The following is a 16123-nucleotide window of genomic DNA, read 5'->3' on the forward strand; positions in this document are numbered from 1 at the left end:
GATGTCGAAAATCTTTCTGAAATCAGACGAAGAAATCGAACAAGTGCGAGAGTCCGCTAAGGTACTCTCGCATTTATTAGCCCAGATTGCCGAACGTGTCGAACCTGGTATCACCACGTTGTCGCTAGATCAATTTGCTTTTGAATTTATTAAAGACCACGGAGGTACGCCTGCTTTCTTAAACTACCAAGGTTTCCCTTATTCTTTATGTATTTCTGTTAACGATCAGATCGTGCACGGTTTTCCGAGCGACTACGTATTGAAAGAAGGTGATATCGTATCGGTTGACGGTGGCGTAAATTTGAATGGTTTCATCAGCGATTCGGCTTATACATTTGCAGTCGGTACTATTTCTGCCGAAGCGCAGCAGTTACTTGATGTAACCAAAGCAGCTTTGGTAAAAGGAGTAGAACAGGCAGTTGCTGGTAAGCGTGTTGGTGATATATCTTCGGCCGTGCAAGATCATGTAATTCCTTATAAATATGGAATCGTACGTGAGCTAGTTGGGCATGGTGTAGGCTTTGAGTTGCATGAAAAACCAGAAGTGCCGAACTATGGTAAGCGTGGGTCAGGTACCAAGTTGGAGGAAGGCGTAGTGATTTGTATCGAACCCATGATTAATGCGGGAAAAGCTGGCGTCAAATTTTGGGATGATGGATGGACAGTCAGTACGATTGATGGAAAGTTATCTGCTCACTTTGAGCAAATGGTAGCGATCCGAAAAGGTCGGCCGGATGTACTTTTGGACTTCCAAGAGATTGAAGAGGTTTTGAGTAAAAAGTAATTGGTTTTCAATTATTTTGTTTATCTTTGCACTCCTGTTTGTGCAGGCTTTTAACACGTAAATTACAAGGGATATATGGCTAAGCAAGCCTCAATAGAACAAGACGGAATTATTCGGGAAGCACTTTCCAACGCGATGTTTCGTGTAGAATTGGAGAATGGGCATGAGATCATCGCTCATATTTCTGGTAAGATGCGTATGCATTATATCAAAATTTTACCCGGGGATAAGGTGAAGTTGGAGATGTCCCCATACGATTTAACCAAAGGAAGAATTACCTACCGTTACAAATAGCGGGTAATTTCCATTTGGTTTACAGCTTTTAAAAATATTATTAGACATGAAAGTTAGAGCATCAATTAAAAAGCGCAGTGCGGACTGTAAAGTTATCCGCCGCAAAGGAAAACTATTTGTAATCAACAAAAAGAACCCTAAGTTCAAGCAACGCCAAGGGTAGTATTAACATAATCGCTAAAGTATTATATGGCAAGGATATCAGGTATAGATTTACCTAAAAACAAAAGAGGAGTTATCGGCCTTACGTACATTTTCGGGATCGGTCGTTCGACATCTGCGTATATCTTGGATAAAGCAGGTATCAGCCACGATGTGAAAGTACAAGAGTGGGATGATGAGCAATTGACTGCTATTCGTACGATCATCAACGAGGAGATCAAAGTAGAAGGTGCATTACGTTCTGAAGTACAGTTGAACATCAAACGTTTGATGGATATCGGTTGTTACCGTGGTCTTCGTCACCGTAAACACTTACCACTTCGTGGTCAGCGTACTAAAAACAACTCTCGTACCCGTAAAGGTAAACGTAAGACTGTTGCAAACAAGAAAAAAGCTACTAAATAAGAATTAAGAAATGGCTAAAACTAAAAAAGTTACTAAAAAGCGCATTGTTGTCGTGGAGCCAGTGGGTCAAGCCCATATCAGCGCTACTTTTAACAACATTATCGTAACTTTAACTAACAACCAAGGACAAACTATCTCTTGGTCGTCTGCCGGTAAAATGGGTTTCAGAGGTTCTAAAAAGAACACACCTTACGCGGCATCACAAGCAGCTCAAGATTGCGGTAAAGTCGCACACGATTTGGGATTGCGTAAAGTAGAAGTTTTCGTGAAAGGTCCTGGATCAGGTCGCGAGTCTGCTATCCGCACGCTACAAACGATTGGTATCGATGTAACGCTTATTAAAGACGTTACTCCACTTCCACACAATGGTTGTCGTCCTCCAAAACGTAGAAGAGTTTAATTAATAGAATTGTTTAAGATAAGATTCATCAGCTACAGGCTGATTGATACTTCAAACAGATAAGAAAATGGCAAGATATACAGGACCTAAGTCCAAGATTGCACGTAAATTCAGAGAGCCAATTTTTGGCCCGGATAAAGCGTTAGATAAAAAGAATTATCCTCCTGGTCAGCACGGACCATCTAAAAGAAGAGGAAAACAATCTGAATACGCTATTCAGTTGTTAGAAAAACAAAAAGCAAAATACACATACGGAATTTTGGAGCGTCAGTTCTCTAACCTTTTCGTTAAAGCTTCTTCAAAACAAGGGGTTACAGGTGAAAACTTCTTGAAATTGCTAGAAGCGCGTTTAGACAATGTAGTATACCGTTTAGGCATCGCGCCGACTCGTTCTTCTGCTCGTCAATTCGTATCGCACAAGCACATTACTGTTAATGGCGAAGTCGTTAACATTCCATCATACAGTTTACGTCCAGGTGATGTAGTAGCTGTTCGTGAGCGTTCAAAATCAGTTGAAGCAATCACAGATTCAGTAGCTAGTCACAAAATCAACAAATTTAGTTGGTTAGAGTGGAACGCAAACGATTTACAAGGTACATTCGTATCTTACCCAGAGAGATCTGATATTCCAGAGAATATTAAAGAGAACTTAATCGTAGAGTTGTACTCTAAATAAGAAATGATAGCATTAGGATAGTGATATTCACTATCCTAATGCTATTGTATAAGTATATAATTTGTAACAAAATTAAAAGCAGATAAATGGCAATTTTAGCATTTCAAAGACCGGATAAGGTAATCATGCAGAAATCGACTGATTTTGATGGTACTTTTGAGTTTCGTCCACTTGAACCAGGTTTTGGTGTAACTATTGGTAATGCTTTGCGCCGTATTTTATTGTCCTCATTAGAAGGATATGCAATTACGTCAATAAGATTTTCAGGCGTTTCGCACGAATTTTCGACTATCAAAGGCGTTGTTGAAGACGTTACCGATATCATCTTAAACTTGAAACAAGTACGTTTCAAGAAAACAGGAGATCAAGGTGATTCAGAGAAAATATTTATCGTGCTGAACGGTCAAGATCAGTTCAAAGCAGGTGATATTTCTAAGTTTTCTAACAACTTCGAGGTATTGAACCCTGATTTTGTGGTATGCAATATGGATCCAGCTGTGACTATCGAAGTAGAACTTTCTGTTTCTAAAGGTCGTGGTTATGTCAATGCAGAAGAAAACAAAGTAACTGATGGTCCAGTAGGTGTCATCGCTATTGATTCTATCTACACGCCGATCAAAAATGTGAAATATACCATTGAGAACTATCGTGTAGAACAAAAGACCGATTACGAGAAATTGTTGTTGGACATCTCTACTGATGGATCTATTCATCCAGAAGATGCATTGAAAGAAGCTGCTCGTATCTTGATTCAGCACTTCATGTTGTTCTCTGATGAAAACATGTTATTAGAGTCACAAACTAAAGAAGAAACTAAAGTAGTTGACGAGGAAATCTTGCACATGCGTAAAATCTTGAAAACGGAATTAGTAGATCTAGATCTTTCTGTTCGTGCTCTTAACTGTTTGAAAGCAGCAGACATTCGCACTTTAGCTGAATTGGTTACTTACGATGTAGCAGATATGTTGAAATTCCGCAACTTCGGTAAGAAATCATTGAGCGAGATCCAAGAGCTGGTAAAAGCGAAAGGTCTTTCTTTCGGTATGAATTTGTCTAAGTACAAATTGGAAGAAGATTAACAAATATTAATAATAATAAGCGACCTGTTGCGCAATTCCCCTAGTAAATACACGAGGTGCTCAGATGAGTGATCGTTAAAACAAAAAGGACGGTGCGCACAAAATCAAAATTAAAATGAGACACGGAAAAAAAGTAAATCACTTAGGCCGCACTGACAGTCACCGTAAGGCTATGCTAGCGAATATGGCGACTTCATTGATCAAGCACAAACGCATTATTACTACTTTGGCGAAAGCGAAAGCATTACGTCAGTATGTGGAGCCATTAATCACTAAATCTAAAAACGATACGACTCACTCTCGTCGTACAGTATTTGCTTATCTTAAAGATAAAGATGCTGTTAGTTTGCTTTTCCGCGAGATTTCTGAGAAAGTAGCAAATCGTCCAGGTGGTTATACGCGTATCATCAAGATGGAAAACCGTTTAGGTGATAATGCTGAAATGGCATTCATAGAACTAGTAGATTACAACGAAGTATACGGTAAAACCGTACAAGCTGAGAAGAAAACTACTCGTCGTCGTGGTGGTGCGAAGAAGAAAGCAACTGCTGAAGCAGCTCCTGTTGAAGAAACAGTAGTAGCTGAAGAAGCAACTGCAGTAGAAGAAGTAGAAACTACACCAGCTGTAGAAGAAGCTCCTGCTACAGAAGAAAAGAAAGACTAATACTATTTATTAGTCATAGATTACTAAAAGCCTGTTGCGCGTATGTGCAACAGGCTTTTTTTCGTCATATAATGAATTTTCGCCCGTATTATAAGGCAATTAGTGATGATATTCCACAAAAAAATGTATTTTTAAGAACTAACATCTGTTGAAAATACAATCTTTATGAATTTTTTTGCCACCAAGCTATTTCCGTTACATCTAATTGCCATTTTTGTAGTATTATTTAGCTCTTGTAAAGACAGTGTTGATATAGGTTTTGAAGAACCACCAGTATTAGAAGAGTATCCCGTGTGGACTCATCTCGACGGTATATATAAAGATCATGATAGTATAATTTTGTCATCTTATCGTTCATCCGACTCGATTATCATGTACTCCACTGCCCAAGGGGTAAGTTATTTTAATACTAGAACCAAAATTGTTGATAAGCAGCTTGGTCTTTACAGTGGTTTTGCATGGCCATATAGTTCAATTATTAATGAATATGCCACTGTTTATGTAAAAGATAATCGAATCATAGTGCACGATAATAGTACACTGGGAAAACAACATTTTGTTTACATAGATACAGAATCATATCTTGGTTATACGATTACTTCTTTGCAAGGAGATAGGTTATACTACCAACACGATCTTGCAGCAGGTGATGGCGATACGTCAATATGGAAAATTCGGTATCTCGATTTAACAGATTTTCCTCAGTCTCCTCTCGGATCGATAGACTTATCAAAGAATGAAATTCAGATTCCGTTACCTTCTTTTGTGCGCGCGCACGGTTATATCAATAATTTTTGGTCTTTTGATAACATGTTATATGTATCCGTCGGTAATCATTTTTACCGCATAGATCGGGATGGATCATATAAGCGGATGGATTGGCAAGGGCAGGATATTTATCCAGGAAATATGTTTCAGATTGGAAAGACACTTTTTGCTGTCTGTAACAGTTCAGGTATTTTTGACCATCCTTTGCTTTTTTCCAATGATTCAGGCGAAACTTGGCAGCCATACACTAACAATGATGATTATGGTAGTTTTTACTACATGGTGCAAGGTCATCCATTTGAGTTTGACAATCAGCGATATCTAGCTGGTAGTTTTGGTCTTTTGTCAATACTTGATTTTAGTAATGGTAAGTTTTCTGTTAATCCTTTGAGCTTCGATGGTGAGCGGCCTACGTTTTTTCAATCGTTGTACTCCACAGAAGATGCAAAATTTGTGTATGCTATTAGTCCTACAGGGATATGGGTCGTTAATAGAAATATGTTCAATAATCAATAGTAAGTTTTTTTAGTTATTACTTTGATCATAAGTTTTGTGATGTTTCAAAAAAGCTATAGTTAAGACGAATTTTTCAATTCTGCTTAGCTATATTTGCTAGTACAGATGTTTACAACTTAGTATAGCTGGCAAATTATTAATGCAATGAAACTATTTGACGTTTATCCTATTAATCCGATTAGCATTACAAAGGCAATGGGTTCATCCGTATGGGATGATAAAGGCAATGAGTACCTTGATTTATATGGCGGACACGCCGTGATCTCTATCGGTCATACACATCCGCATTATGTCGGTATGCTAAAACAGCAGCTAGATCGTATTGGTTTTTATTCTAACTCGGTAGAAATGCCATTACAGCGAGAGTTGGCTGAAAAATTAGGTCGCGTATCTGGCAAGGAAAACTTCGAATTATTTCTGTGTAACTCAGGTGCAGAGGCGAATGAAAATGCGTTAAAATTAGCTTCGTTTCACACCGGAAGAAAGAAAATAGTAGCGTTTTCTAAAGCATTCCATGGTCGTACTTCATTGGCTGTAGCAGCCACCGACAATCCTGCAATCGTCGCTCCGGTAAATGAAACGGATAATGTTATTTTTAGTGAGTTTAACGACGAGCAAGCTCTTGAACAAGTATTTGCTTCACAAGGCAACGATATTGCTGCTGTTATCATTGAAGGCATACAAGGCGTAGGTGGTATTCGTGAAGCTTCTGTTACCTTTCTAAAAGCTATCAGACGCCTTTGTGATCAGTATAATGCTATATATATAGCAGATTCTGTGCAATGTGGCTATGGCCGTACCGGATTATTCTATTCACACGATTATGCAGGCGTAGAAGCCGATATCTATACCATGGCCAAAGGAATGGGAAATGGCTTTCCAATCGGAGCTATATCTGTATCTCCGAAGTTCAAAGCATCTTACGGTATGCTAGGTACCACCTTCGGTGGTAATCATCTAGCGTGTGCCGCCGCAATTGCGGTATTGGACGTGATGGAGCAAGAGGATCTCATGAGCAATGCCAGTGCGGTGGGAAATTATCTCATTGAGCAACTGCGCACCTTTGATCAAGTATTAGAAGTTCGTGGTCGTGGGTTGATGATTGGTATAGAATTACCAACTGAGTTGTCGTCTGTGAAAAAAGACCTATTAATGAAGAATAAAATCTTCACTGGCGAGGCGAAGCCAAATGTGATTCGATTATTACCAGCCTTGAATCTTAGTATGGCACATGCCAAGCAATTTTTGGAAGCATTTGCTGAGCAGTTGCAGGCACAACAGGTTACAGCATAATATTATTTAAGTACGATCTGTTCGAGTAAGGACGAGACAACCATTTTAGCGGGATATAAGCATGCAAAAATTTTTTTCAGCAGAAGACATCGATAATTTGTCTTATGCTGTACAGGAAGCACTAACATTAAAAGCTAACCCAAGAGCACATGCTGAGTTGGGTAAGCACAAAACTTTAGGTCTGGTATTCTTGAACCCCAGTTTACGCACGCGCCTAAGTACTCAAAAGGCAGCTACCCATCTTGGGATGGACGTGATGGTGATGAATATGGATAAGGACGGCTGGGCATTAGAAACGCAAGATGGCGTAGTAATGAATGGCACCACGGTAGAGCATATTCGCGAAGCCGCTGCCGTAATGGGCGAATACTGTGATATCCTCGGTTTAAGATCTTTCCCTTCACTGAAGGATAAAGAAGCCGACTACACCGAAGATTTGTTTAATAAATTTATCAAATTCTGTGGTGTGCCCGTAGTTTCGTTAGAAAGTGCTACACGTCATCCTTTACAAAGCTTGACCGATCTCATCACGATCACCGAACATAAAACAGTAGAAAAACCAAAAGTCGTGTTAGCTTGGGCACCACATGTGAAAGCATTGCCGCAGGCAGTCCCTAACTCTTTCAGCGAATGGATGGGAAAAGCACAAAGACAAGGTTTGGTCGATTTTGTGATTGCACATCCAAAAGGCTACGAATTATCAGAAGAGTTTACAGAAGGGGTAACTATTACTCATGATCTAAACGAAGCATTAGCAGGAGCTGATTTTGTGTATGTCAAAAACTGGTCTTCATTCCAAGATTATGGCAAGGTTTATCCTGTCGAAGAAGATTGGTTGATTACCAACAAAAGGTTAGAACAAACCAATGTGGCCAAAGTAATGCACTGTCTGCCGGTACGTCGGGATTTAGAATTATCTGCCGAAGTACTGGACGGCCCGCACTCTTTGGTCATCAAGGAAGCTAGCAACCGAGTGTGGGCAGCACAATTAGTGTTGAAACGTATGTTAGAGAATCTTAAATAGTACCATCATGTCGAATCATTCGGATTTAAGCATCATAAAAATCGGTGGTAATATCATTGATGATCCAGCCAAGTTGGACGCTTTTCTCGAAAAGTTTGCCGCACTACCAGGCAAAAAGATACTAGTACATGGCGGCGGAAAGATTGCTACGCGCTTAGCGGCAGATTTGGGTTTGGAAGCCCAGATGGTAGACGGCCGACGCATCACCGATGCTGAGATGCTGAAAGTAGTGACGATGGTATACGCAGGACTCACTAACAAATCTATTGTCGCGCACCTGCAAAAGTATTCTTGTGATGCTATTGGTTTGAGCGGCGCAGATGGTAATGCCATCAAAGCCGTAAAACGACCAGTCGGGAAGATAGACTATGGCTATGCAGGCGATATTTTAGCAGATTCGGTCAACGAACACACCATCAAACGGTTTCTAGAATCAGGTTTTACGCCAGTATTTTCGGCCATTACGCACAACGGTACCGGACAATTGTTAAATACCAATGCCGACACCATTGCCTCTGCCTTAGCGATAGGCTTAGCCACGTCATACAATGTTTCTTTATTGTATTGTTTTGAGAAAGACGGTGTATTGAGAGATGTCAATGATGACAATTCTGTCATTGAAGCCATAAAGAGTAGCGAATTTGAATCTCTTAAAGCAAGTCATATAGTACACGCAGGTATGATACCAAAACTACAAAACGCTTTTGATGCTATCGCGAAAGGCGTAATGGATGTATATATCGGAAATGCCGATAAACTGCATCACTATCATCACCAGAAGTTCGGTACGCGCTTATCCGCGTAAAAGCATACACAAAAAAATCCAGACACGTCACGTTATGGCTAGAATTACTATCATAGGAAGTGGGAATATTGGTTTTTCTCTAGCTAAAGGGATCGCGCAAGCGGGCATCTATTCTGCTGCAGACATTACCTTAACTAGGCGCTCACTTCAATCGCTTGAGCGCGAGTCTGCCGCTGGTTTTTCAGTTAGTGCAGATAATGTCACAGCCGTGCTGGGAGCAGAGATTGTAGTACTCGCCATTTTACCGCAGCAAGCAAAACTAGTAATGCAAGAAATTCGCAGCGCACTAAGACCGGAGCAAATCGTCGTTTCGGTAATCTCTGGCGTATCGTGTGTTGATATGCGTGCTGTGCTGGGCGAGCAAACCACTATCGTCCGCGCCATGCCTAATACAGCTATTGCCATTGGGCAATCAATGACGTGCGTCACGACAGATCGTGCAACCCAAGATGAAGTAGCTATTGTCGAAAAGCTATTCAATACGGTGGGTTCTGTGGTGGTAATACAAGAAGAATTGATGACTGCAGCCACAGCTTTATGTGCGTGTGGTATCGCGTTTTTCTTGCGTAGTATTCGCGCCGCATCGCAAGGTGGCGTAGAAATTGGGTTTCATGCTCACGACGCCCTCAAAATGGCGGTACAAACCGCTAAGGGTGCAGCCGATCTATTATTGCAGATGCAATCGCATCCGGAGAGCGAGATTGACAAAGTGACTTCTCCCAAAGGTTGTACGATCGCTGGACTTAATGAGATGGAACACCATGGTTTTAGTTCTGCGTTCATCAAAGGCATCAAGCTGTCTGCCCAAAAAGCAGGAGGGCTGTACGATGAGTAAACAACCAACCGTTGACCAGCTGCAAGAAGAATGCATCACACTCTTACAAGAGCTGATTCGTACACCATCGATAAGTAGAGAAGAAGAGCAGACTGCTTGCGTGATTGAACATTATCTGACACGAAAGGGCATTAGTTGCGAACGCGTAGGCAATAACGTAATTGCATATAATTTTTTCTTTGACTCAGAAAACCCCACGCTTTTGCTCAATTCGCATCACGATACCGTAAAGGCAAATCCAGGATATACCCGCGATCCTTTTGATGCCGAGATCGTCGACGGCAAATTGTATGGCTTGGGATCTAATGACGCAGGGGGATGCTTGGTCTCTTTAATAGCTGCTTTCTGTTATTATTATACAAAACCTGATTTAGCCTATAATATATGCCTCATCGCCTCAGCGGAAGAAGAAATATCGGGTAAAAACGGTATTGAGGCCGCTTACGCGAAAATTTGCGCGTGTGAGTTTGCAATAGTTGGCGAACCAACTCAACTGGATTTGGCAGTTGCAGAAAAGGGACTAATGGTACTAGATTGTGTAGCACATGGCGAATCCGGCCATGCCGCAAGAGAAGAAGGTATCAATGCCATTTACCAAGCGATAGAAGATATAAACTGGTTTCGCTCATATCAATTTCCAAAAGAATCAGCCTATTTAGGCCCGGTCAAAATGTCGGTAACGATGGTGAATTCGGGTTCGCAACATAATGTCGTGCCGGCCGAATGTCGTTATGTGGTAGATGTGCGCACAACGGATGTGTACAGCAATGTCGAAGTTTTAGATATCATTCGATCGGAGGTAAAATCAGAAGTTACGCCGCGTTCTACACGACTAAATTCGTCAACAATAGCCATGGATCATCCTATCGTGAAAGCAGGAGTGAAGTTGGGCAAGAAGACCTATGGAAGCCCTACGATGAGTGATCAGGCCTTGCTTCCAATTCCTTCTTTGAAAATAGGACCAGGCCATTCTGCGCGGTCCCATTCCGCAGACGAATTCATTTATGTAGCAGAGGTACAAGACGCCGTCTTATTCTACATAGAGCTTTTAAAAGAGATACTATAACGTAATCTGTCTTTTAATACTTTCCTCTAGCGAGATAATCGTTTCGGTACGTTGTATGCCTTTCAAAGCCTGTATATCTTCGTTGAGTACTTTTCTAAGATGAGCAGTATCCCGGCAAACGATCTTGGCAAACATACTATACTGTCCGGTACAATAGTGCAATTCCACGACCTCCTTAATTTCCTTTAACTGGCTCACCGCATCCGAATACTGAGATCCCTTTTCTAAATAAATACCAAGAAAAGCAGTGATATCGAAGCCCACTTTTTGAGGGTTGATCATTAAATGCGAACCGCGGATAATGCCTAGCTCTTCCATTTTTTTCATGCGTACGTGTATCGTTCCGCCCGATACGATCAGCTTTTTTGCAATTTCTGTGTAGGGGATAGATGCATCCTCCATCAGAATCGACAAGATTTGAACATCCAAATTATCTAGATCATAATTCGCATATTTCTTTTCCATATATTAATCAGTTATGTCAGTAGATTAAACTTTTTCAAAAATAATAAGATTTAACCGTATAATTATGTTTTGTTTGTAATATTCAGGGGTATTTTTTATGATATTATCATGAGTCGAATAGGTGAGTTGATCGCAGACAATCAGTAACTTTACTATAATAATGTAAGTAGGTGCGTGGCGAGCAAATGAATTAGCAAATCGTAATTCTTTCAATAATGATGCATTTAGTGCAGTTTTGATATTTCACTAGCCGGCAAACAATAATACTAAAATTAATATCGATACAGATGCAAGATGATGTAACTATTTCTAGAAAGAAACCACGCTTTCCGGTCGATGCTAGCTTGTCTAAGTATCTCAAGTTTTATCAACGCGATGCACGATTGCCGGTCAGCTATACCGATTTGCTGGAGTTTGATGAATCTGTACCCGTGTATGACAAGCATGGAGAAGATACTTATTGGGAGTCGCCGTTGTATCCGCAACATACGCTGGCGCAGTTGCATGCTAAGCTCAAAGTGGTATATGCTAGTCTGAAAGCATCGGGTAATACCAAGATTGTAGAGCACAAGATTGTGGATCGGATTGAGTATTGTGCATTTGGTAATACCAAACCTTTTCGAGTTAGGATTATCAATCGCTTGAACGATGTGTACGATTATTTCTATATCAAACAAGCAGATGCTTCGCGGATATTGGGTTTGGAACTAGAGGAGATTGTATCCCCCAATCAGGTGAATTATATTTATGACCGAGATACGCTAGTGGAGGAGCATATTGTAGGTATTCCTGGCGATGTGTTTTCTAAAACGAGTATGCATCGCGAAGAGTTTAATCAGACTAGGATTGCCAAAGAATTTGTAAAATTTAATGAGCGTTGTATAATTTCGCTATTAGGCGATATGCGAGCCTATAATTTCGTGATGCAGATCACGCCCGATTTTGATGATTATCAATTTAGGATTAGGGCGATTGATTTCGATCAGCAATTCTATGAAGGAAATCCTAAAGTATATATGCCTCAATTCTTCAAAGAAAATTTTCCATATGTAAAGCTTTCCATGGAGTACCTTACCGAGCGTACTGTATTGCAGTATCAGCAAGAAGAACATTCATCCATAGTACATCGTGTTCGAAGTGAGCGCCACCGCATAAAGGACTTGCGCGACGCCTCACGTACGCAGGCAGTATCTACGCCCGAGAATATCCAACAACTCAAATCTGGATACGCTGACTTTTATAAAAACAACGCATACGAAAGGTGTAAGACGATGGTGGATATTGTAGAGTTAAATGTGAAGAATATAATTCGCCAAGTGCGATTGTAGGTTTTTTATTTGACGCGAGATGTATTGTCTTTAACAAAAGACTCCCAGCCAGAGTAGCTTGTGCTTTTGCCCGAAGAGCCGACCTTTTGAAATGAATGACATACGGCTACTGCCAAACCATCCGTGGCATCCAAAAACTGTGGACTTTCCTCAAATTTTAGCAAACTCTTTAGCATAGCAGCTACCTGCTCTTTGGTCGCATTTCCATTTCCTGTGACCGATTGTTTGATTTTGCGCGGAGCATATTCGACGATAGGTAAATCATAATTCAATCCTGCCGCCATGGCTACACCTTGAGCCCGACCGAGCTTAAGCATTACCTGTACATTTTTGCCGTAAAAGGGAGCTTCTAACGCCATGCAATCAGGTTTATATTGCTCAATGAGCGAAGTGGTTTTTTTGAAGATTCGCTGTAGCTTCAAAGCGTGATCGTCCAAATGTCCCATCTTAATGACGCCCATGCTCACCAGTGTGATTTTATTGCCAACTTCTTTGATGACGCCATAACCCAATACAACCGTACCAGGGTCAATGCCTAATATAATTCGCTCCTTTGCCTTCTCCCTTTGCATGAAGCAATATTACAAAATTATATTTATAGTCTTGAGGAGCTGGCGTTGCCGAAAGATACCCTTAACAAGAGCGTTAAATTACCGAACGGTATGCCGCTTTATCTGTCAAAAAATTCTTAACATTGTGCTTTCAAAATCAACTTGAATAAAACGCAGAAGACATATCTCAATATATTCATCAAAGTGCTCATCGTAGCATTGACATCGTGGTTTGTATATAGCAAGATCAGTCATCAACAAAACCTGAAGCAGTTCAATGCGTTGATAAGCGAATTTGACGGAGCTTCCATTTGGTTGATTTTAAGTTTGGTGGTCGTGATGATGCTAGCCAACTGGTTTCTTGAAGTTGTCAAGTGGCGGCATTTGAGCAAAAAAATAGAACCACTAAGCTGGTGGACTGCTATTCGATCGGTTTTTTGTGGATTGACTTGGGCAATTTTTACGCCAAATCGCATTGGCGAATACGGCGGCCGCGTACTTCTACTACATCCAGAGAATCGGGCTTCTGGCGCAGTTGCTATGGGCGTTGGATTATTTGCGCAACTCGTGCTTACGAGTGTCTTCGGCGCTTTGAGCATTGCATGGTTTGTACAAACGTTTCTTCCTACTCCCGTCTTTGTTAAGTTAGCTGTCTGGATGATAGCGAGTATTTATGCAAGTGCATTTTTAGTGTTGTATTTTAATGTACAGTGGATCGATGCATTGGTTGGGAAAGTGAAATTTTTGACCAAGGTAAAACCTTTTTTTGCGATCTTAGAAAACTTCACATCAAGAGAATTATCGCACGTGCTATTGATTTCCTTTGCACGCTTCACTATCTTCACATCGCAGTATATGGTGCTTATGCTTTTCTTTTTGCCCGAGCTCCCTATGTTATCGATGATTTTAATGATCTTTATTTTGTTTTTTGTACAGGCAGCAGTGCCTTCGCTGGATCTTTTTGATTTTAGCGTTCGCAGTTTCGTTGCTAGTAACCTATATGCTTACATCACAACTCAAGAGATTGCAGTAATGGCCATTGTATCTTTTGTATGGTTTGTCAACCTGATACTGCCTGCGATTATAGGTACTTTCTTTGTCTTTCAAGTTAACTATGTAGGAGCTAATGGGAAGTCTTAATGGTTGCTTATTGATCGCCACGTTGGTATATGTGGCTCTAGTACTATACATGCGTTTTGGCTGGTATCGCACTGGTTTGTCCATCGCACGCACCAATGGAGGTAATATGCAGAAAGTATCTGTATTAATTGCGGCTCGTAATGAGGAAGATAACATTGGTCGAACGTTGGATTGTTTGGTCGCACAATCTTATCCTAAGCATTTACTGGAGGTTATTGTAATTGATGATCACTCTACTGACCGTACTGCCGAAATCGTAAATCTTTATCAGGATCGAGGAGTGCGTTTGTTGCAATTGGATGAAGGCGACAAGCTCAACTCGTACAAGAAACTGGCGATTGCCAAAGCAATTGATCTGTCTTCCGGCGATATCATCATGACCACTGATGCCGATTGCCGGATGGGACCTAATTGGGTGTCCACTGTGGTCAATTATATGGAACGTGGTAGCTTAGAAATGGTATCTTCGCCTGTGGCCTACCACGAAGAAAAATCCCTGTTTGAACGATTGCAAACTTTAGAGTTTCTATATCTCATCGGATTAGGTGCTTCTGGCATTGGCAATGGCATACCAACAACGTGTAATGGAGCCAACCTGGCCTATCGCAAAGAAACATTCTATCGAGTGGGCGGCTTCAAAGGAATTGATGACTTGGCCTCAGGTGATGATGAACTACTATTGCACAAAGTGTCTGAGGGCGCGGCGCAGCGCATTGGATTTTGCAGAGCAACAGAAGCGATCGTATATACCGAGGCCAAACCAACACTTGCTTCCTTCATCAGCCAACGTAAACGCTGGGCTTCAAAGAGTACGAAATATAAAGACAAACGCATTGTATTACTGGGTGTCGTAATCTGGCTCTTCAATTTGGCTTTGATTTGGGGCACGATACAATTCTTCTATATGTTGCCCGCGTTTGATTGGCTGTTTGCTCTCTGCGTAGTGCTCAAAGTAGCGGTAGAATTCATATTTCTACTACCTATTACGCAATTTGTACGTCGTACCGAATTATTGCGCTATCTGCCCTTCTTGTCTTTCGCACACGCACTCTATCTGGTGTATATTGGCGTAGCCGGCAATATCGGCAAATACGATTGGAAAGGGCGAACCGTCAATTGATATTACGCTTCCACTTTTGCACGGATAGCTTTCTCTGCAGCCAATACGATTTCGTCGACTAGTAACTCCCCTTTTTCGATAGCAGGTAATACTTCCCAAGTCAGTGCTGTGAAAGGGCGTAATGGAAACATGCCCCATTGTACCATTTTATAAGAACCATTGATCGCGATTGGTATCACTAGTGCGTCAGGATTTTTTTTCAGAAGCGTCGCAATGCCGCCAACCGAGAAAACTTTCATTTTTCCGGTTTTCGTACGTGTTCCTTCTGGGAAAATAAATGCAGACCATTGTCGCTGATGCATATTGTTGGCTAGCTTCAAAATTTCCGCAATAGATTGTTTAGGATCGGTACGATCAATATTGGCAGCTCCACCATGTTTTAGATTAAACGAGATGCTGGGAATTCCGGCATTGGCCAATTCCTTTTTCGATATAAATTTACCATGAAACCGACGCAAAAAGAAGATAAGCGGTGGTATATCAAACATACTCTGATGATTTGCCACGAAAATAATCGGCCGATCAGTAGGCAATGGTGCGGTATTTACGAAACGGGCATGATTAAATAATAAATAGTTGCACGCTACTAAGCCGCCGTTTAAGATATCTACACTCCACTTATGTGCAGAATAACCACCCAATTTCAAACATAGCCATTGTACAGGATGAAAGATCACAAGCAGTACGCCAAATGCAGCATAGAATAGCGGTGATAGTAGATAACCAATAATTTTTCTCATAATTTATA

The 16123-nt window shown here is 41.0% G+C and carries 20 protein-coding genes; 17 read left to right on the plus strand and 3 right to left on the minus strand.

Features of this window, described 5'->3' with window-relative positions:
- The first annotated feature begins 1 nt into the window (after nt 1).
- From map to A0125_RS09030, 14 genes are all read left to right on the plus strand, one after another.
- Entirely contained in the window at nt 2–784 is a 783-nt protein-coding gene (gene map, locus A0125_RS08970) for a type I methionyl aminopeptidase (RefSeq protein WP_066754782.1), read from the plus strand.
- A 75-nt stretch (nt 785–859) separates the two neighbouring features.
- Nucleotides 860–1078 carry a translation initiation factor IF-1 gene (gene infA / locus A0125_RS08975; RefSeq protein WP_002997456.1) on the plus strand — a complete coding sequence of 73 codons (219 nt, stop codon included), beginning with the start codon at nt 860–862 and terminating at the stop codon, nt 1076–1078.
- Nucleotides 1079–1124: 46 nt separating this feature from the next.
- Nucleotides 1125–1241, plus strand: coding sequence for a type B 50S ribosomal protein L36 (gene ykgO, locus A0125_RS15380; RefSeq protein WP_082784980.1), 117 nt, complete (start codon nt 1125–1127; stop codon nt 1239–1241).
- 26 nt (nt 1242–1267) lie between these two features.
- A complete protein-coding gene (gene rpsM, locus A0125_RS08980; RefSeq protein WP_066754783.1) occupies nt 1268–1645 on the plus strand; it encodes a 30S ribosomal protein S13 in 378 nt (125 codons plus the stop codon).
- A 10-nt stretch (nt 1646–1655) separates the two neighbouring features.
- On the plus strand, nt 1656–2045 hold the full coding sequence (gene rpsK / locus A0125_RS08985) for a 30S ribosomal protein S11 (RefSeq protein WP_066754785.1): 390 nt from the start codon (nt 1656–1658) through the stop codon (nt 2043–2045).
- 67 nt (nt 2046–2112) lie between these two features.
- A complete protein-coding gene (gene rpsD / locus A0125_RS08990; protein ID WP_066755695.1) occupies nt 2113–2721 on the plus strand; it encodes a 30S ribosomal protein S4 in 609 nt (202 codons plus the stop codon).
- 86 nt (nt 2722–2807) lie between these two features.
- A complete protein-coding gene (locus tag A0125_RS08995; RefSeq protein ID WP_066754787.1) occupies nt 2808–3800 on the plus strand; it encodes a DNA-directed RNA polymerase subunit alpha in 993 nt (330 codons plus the stop codon).
- Nucleotides 3801–3915: 115 nt separating this feature from the next.
- The gene (gene rplQ, locus A0125_RS09000) at nt 3916–4464 is read left to right on the plus strand and encodes a 50S ribosomal protein L17 (RefSeq protein WP_066754789.1); all 549 of its coding nucleotides are present in this window, start codon (nt 3916–3918) and stop codon (nt 4462–4464) included.
- 165 nt (nt 4465–4629) lie between these two features.
- Nucleotides 4630–5748 (plus strand): hypothetical protein, encoded by a 1119-nt coding sequence (locus A0125_RS09005; RefSeq protein WP_066754791.1) that lies wholly within the window; start codon nt 4630–4632, stop codon nt 5746–5748.
- A gap of 144 nt (nt 5749–5892) precedes the next feature.
- Complete coding sequence (locus A0125_RS09010; protein ID WP_066754794.1) at nt 5893–7041, plus strand: aspartate aminotransferase family protein; 1149 nt, start codon at nt 5893–5895, stop codon at nt 7039–7041.
- Nucleotides 7042–7102: 61 nt separating this feature from the next.
- Nucleotides 7103–8065: a Rossmann-fold NAD(P)-binding domain-containing protein gene (locus tag A0125_RS09015; protein WP_066754796.1), complete on the plus strand. Its 963-nt coding sequence runs from the start codon at nt 7103–7105 to the stop codon at nt 8063–8065.
- A 7-nt stretch (nt 8066–8072) separates the two neighbouring features.
- A complete protein-coding gene (gene argB, locus A0125_RS09020; RefSeq protein ID WP_066754798.1) occupies nt 8073–8870 on the plus strand; it encodes an acetylglutamate kinase in 798 nt (265 codons plus the stop codon).
- 34 nt (nt 8871–8904) lie between these two features.
- Complete coding sequence (gene proC, locus A0125_RS09025) at nt 8905–9705, plus strand: pyrroline-5-carboxylate reductase (RefSeq protein WP_066754801.1); 801 nt, start codon at nt 8905–8907, stop codon at nt 9703–9705.
- On the plus strand, nt 9698–10771 hold the full coding sequence (locus A0125_RS09030) for a M20 family metallo-hydrolase (RefSeq protein WP_066754803.1): 1074 nt from the start codon (nt 9698–9700) through the stop codon (nt 10769–10771). Before proC ends, A0125_RS09030 begins: the two co-directional genes overlap by 8 nt.
- Here the strand turns inward: A0125_RS09030 and A0125_RS09035 are convergent.
- Nucleotides 10766–11236, minus strand: coding sequence for an Lrp/AsnC ligand binding domain-containing protein (locus A0125_RS09035; RefSeq protein WP_066754805.1), 471 nt, complete (start codon nt 11234–11236; stop codon nt 10766–10768). The two genes, A0125_RS09030 and A0125_RS09035, sit on opposite strands and share 6 nt — an antisense overlap.
- Nucleotides 11237–11523: 287 nt before the next feature.
- Between A0125_RS09035 and A0125_RS09040 the strand changes: the two genes are divergently transcribed.
- On the plus strand, nt 11524–12564 hold the full coding sequence (locus A0125_RS09040) for a hypothetical protein (RefSeq protein WP_066754808.1): 1041 nt from the start codon (nt 11524–11526) through the stop codon (nt 12562–12564).
- A 5-nt stretch (nt 12565–12569) separates the two neighbouring features.
- On the opposite strand, the gene ruvC is transcribed toward A0125_RS09040, so the two are convergent.
- The gene (ruvC, locus tag A0125_RS09045; protein ID WP_066754810.1) at nt 12570–13136 is read right to left on the minus strand and encodes a crossover junction endodeoxyribonuclease RuvC; all 567 of its coding nucleotides are present in this window, start codon (nt 13134–13136) and stop codon (nt 12570–12572) included.
- 141 nt (nt 13137–13277) lie between these two features.
- On the opposite strand from ruvC, the gene A0125_RS09050 reads away from it, so the two are divergent.
- The gene (locus A0125_RS09050; RefSeq protein ID WP_066754813.1) at nt 13278–14255 is read left to right on the plus strand and encodes a lysylphosphatidylglycerol synthase transmembrane domain-containing protein; all 978 of its coding nucleotides are present in this window, start codon (nt 13278–13280) and stop codon (nt 14253–14255) included.
- Nucleotides 14242–15375, plus strand: coding sequence for a glycosyltransferase family 2 protein (locus A0125_RS09055; protein WP_066754814.1), 1134 nt, complete (start codon nt 14242–14244; stop codon nt 15373–15375). The genes A0125_RS09050 and A0125_RS09055 overlap by 14 nt, the downstream gene beginning before the upstream one ends.
- A 2-nt stretch (nt 15376–15377) precedes the next feature.
- Here the strand turns inward: A0125_RS09055 and A0125_RS09060 are convergent, their stop codons facing one another.
- Entirely contained in the window at nt 15378–16115 is a 738-nt protein-coding gene (locus tag A0125_RS09060; RefSeq protein WP_066754815.1) for a lysophospholipid acyltransferase family protein, read from the minus strand.
- Between the last annotated feature and the right edge of the window lie 8 nt (nt 16116–16123).

This window comes from Sphingobacterium populi (assembly GCF_001586775.1).
In the GTDB taxonomy this organism is placed as follows: Bacteria; Bacteroidota; Bacteroidia; order Sphingobacteriales; family Sphingobacteriaceae; genus Sphingobacterium; species Sphingobacterium populi.

Excerpts from the sequence above, each read along its gene's own strand:
- map (WP_066754782.1), top strand. The coding sequence starts at position 2 with ATGTCGAAAATCTTTCTGAAATCAGACGAAGAAATCGAACAAGTGCGA.
- infA (WP_002997456.1), top strand. The coding sequence starts at position 860 with ATGGCTAAGCAAGCCTCAATAGAACAAGACGGAATTATTCGGGAAGCA.
- ykgO (WP_082784980.1), top strand. The coding sequence starts at position 1,125 with ATGAAAGTTAGAGCATCAATTAAAAAGCGCAGTGCGGACTGTAAAGTT.
- rpsM (WP_066754783.1), top strand. The coding sequence starts at position 1,268 with ATGGCAAGGATATCAGGTATAGATTTACCTAAAAACAAAAGAGGAGTT.
- rpsK (WP_066754785.1), top strand. The coding sequence starts at position 1,656 with ATGGCTAAAACTAAAAAAGTTACTAAAAAGCGCATTGTTGTCGTGGAG.
- rpsD (WP_066755695.1), top strand. The coding sequence starts at position 2,113 with ATGGCAAGATATACAGGACCTAAGTCCAAGATTGCACGTAAATTCAGA.
- A0125_RS08995 (WP_066754787.1), top strand. The coding sequence starts at position 2,808 with ATGGCAATTTTAGCATTTCAAAGACCGGATAAGGTAATCATGCAGAAA.
- rplQ (WP_066754789.1), top strand. The coding sequence starts at position 3,916 with ATGAGACACGGAAAAAAAGTAAATCACTTAGGCCGCACTGACAGTCAC.
- A0125_RS09005 (WP_066754791.1), top strand. The coding sequence starts at position 4,630 with ATGAATTTTTTTGCCACCAAGCTATTTCCGTTACATCTAATTGCCATT.
- A0125_RS09010 (WP_066754794.1), top strand. The coding sequence starts at position 5,893 with ATGAAACTATTTGACGTTTATCCTATTAATCCGATTAGCATTACAAAG.
- A0125_RS09015 (WP_066754796.1), top strand. The coding sequence starts at position 7,103 with ATGCAAAAATTTTTTTCAGCAGAAGACATCGATAATTTGTCTTATGCT.
- argB (WP_066754798.1), top strand. The coding sequence starts at position 8,073 with ATGTCGAATCATTCGGATTTAAGCATCATAAAAATCGGTGGTAATATC.
- proC (WP_066754801.1), top strand. The coding sequence starts at position 8,905 with ATGGCTAGAATTACTATCATAGGAAGTGGGAATATTGGTTTTTCTCTA.
- A0125_RS09030 (WP_066754803.1), top strand. The coding sequence starts at position 9,698 with ATGAGTAAACAACCAACCGTTGACCAGCTGCAAGAAGAATGCATCACA.
- A0125_RS09035 (WP_066754805.1), bottom strand. The coding sequence starts at position 11,236 with ATGGAAAAGAAATATGCGAATTATGATCTAGATAATTTGGATGTTCAA.
- A0125_RS09040 (WP_066754808.1), top strand. The coding sequence starts at position 11,524 with ATGCAAGATGATGTAACTATTTCTAGAAAGAAACCACGCTTTCCGGTC.
- ruvC (WP_066754810.1), bottom strand. The coding sequence starts at position 13,136 with ATGCAAAGGGAGAAGGCAAAGGAGCGAATTATATTAGGCATTGACCCT.
- A0125_RS09055 (WP_066754814.1), top strand. The coding sequence starts at position 14,242 with ATGGGAAGTCTTAATGGTTGCTTATTGATCGCCACGTTGGTATATGTG.
- A0125_RS09060 (WP_066754815.1), bottom strand. The coding sequence starts at position 16,115 with ATGAGAAAAATTATTGGTTATCTACTATCACCGCTATTCTATGCTGCA.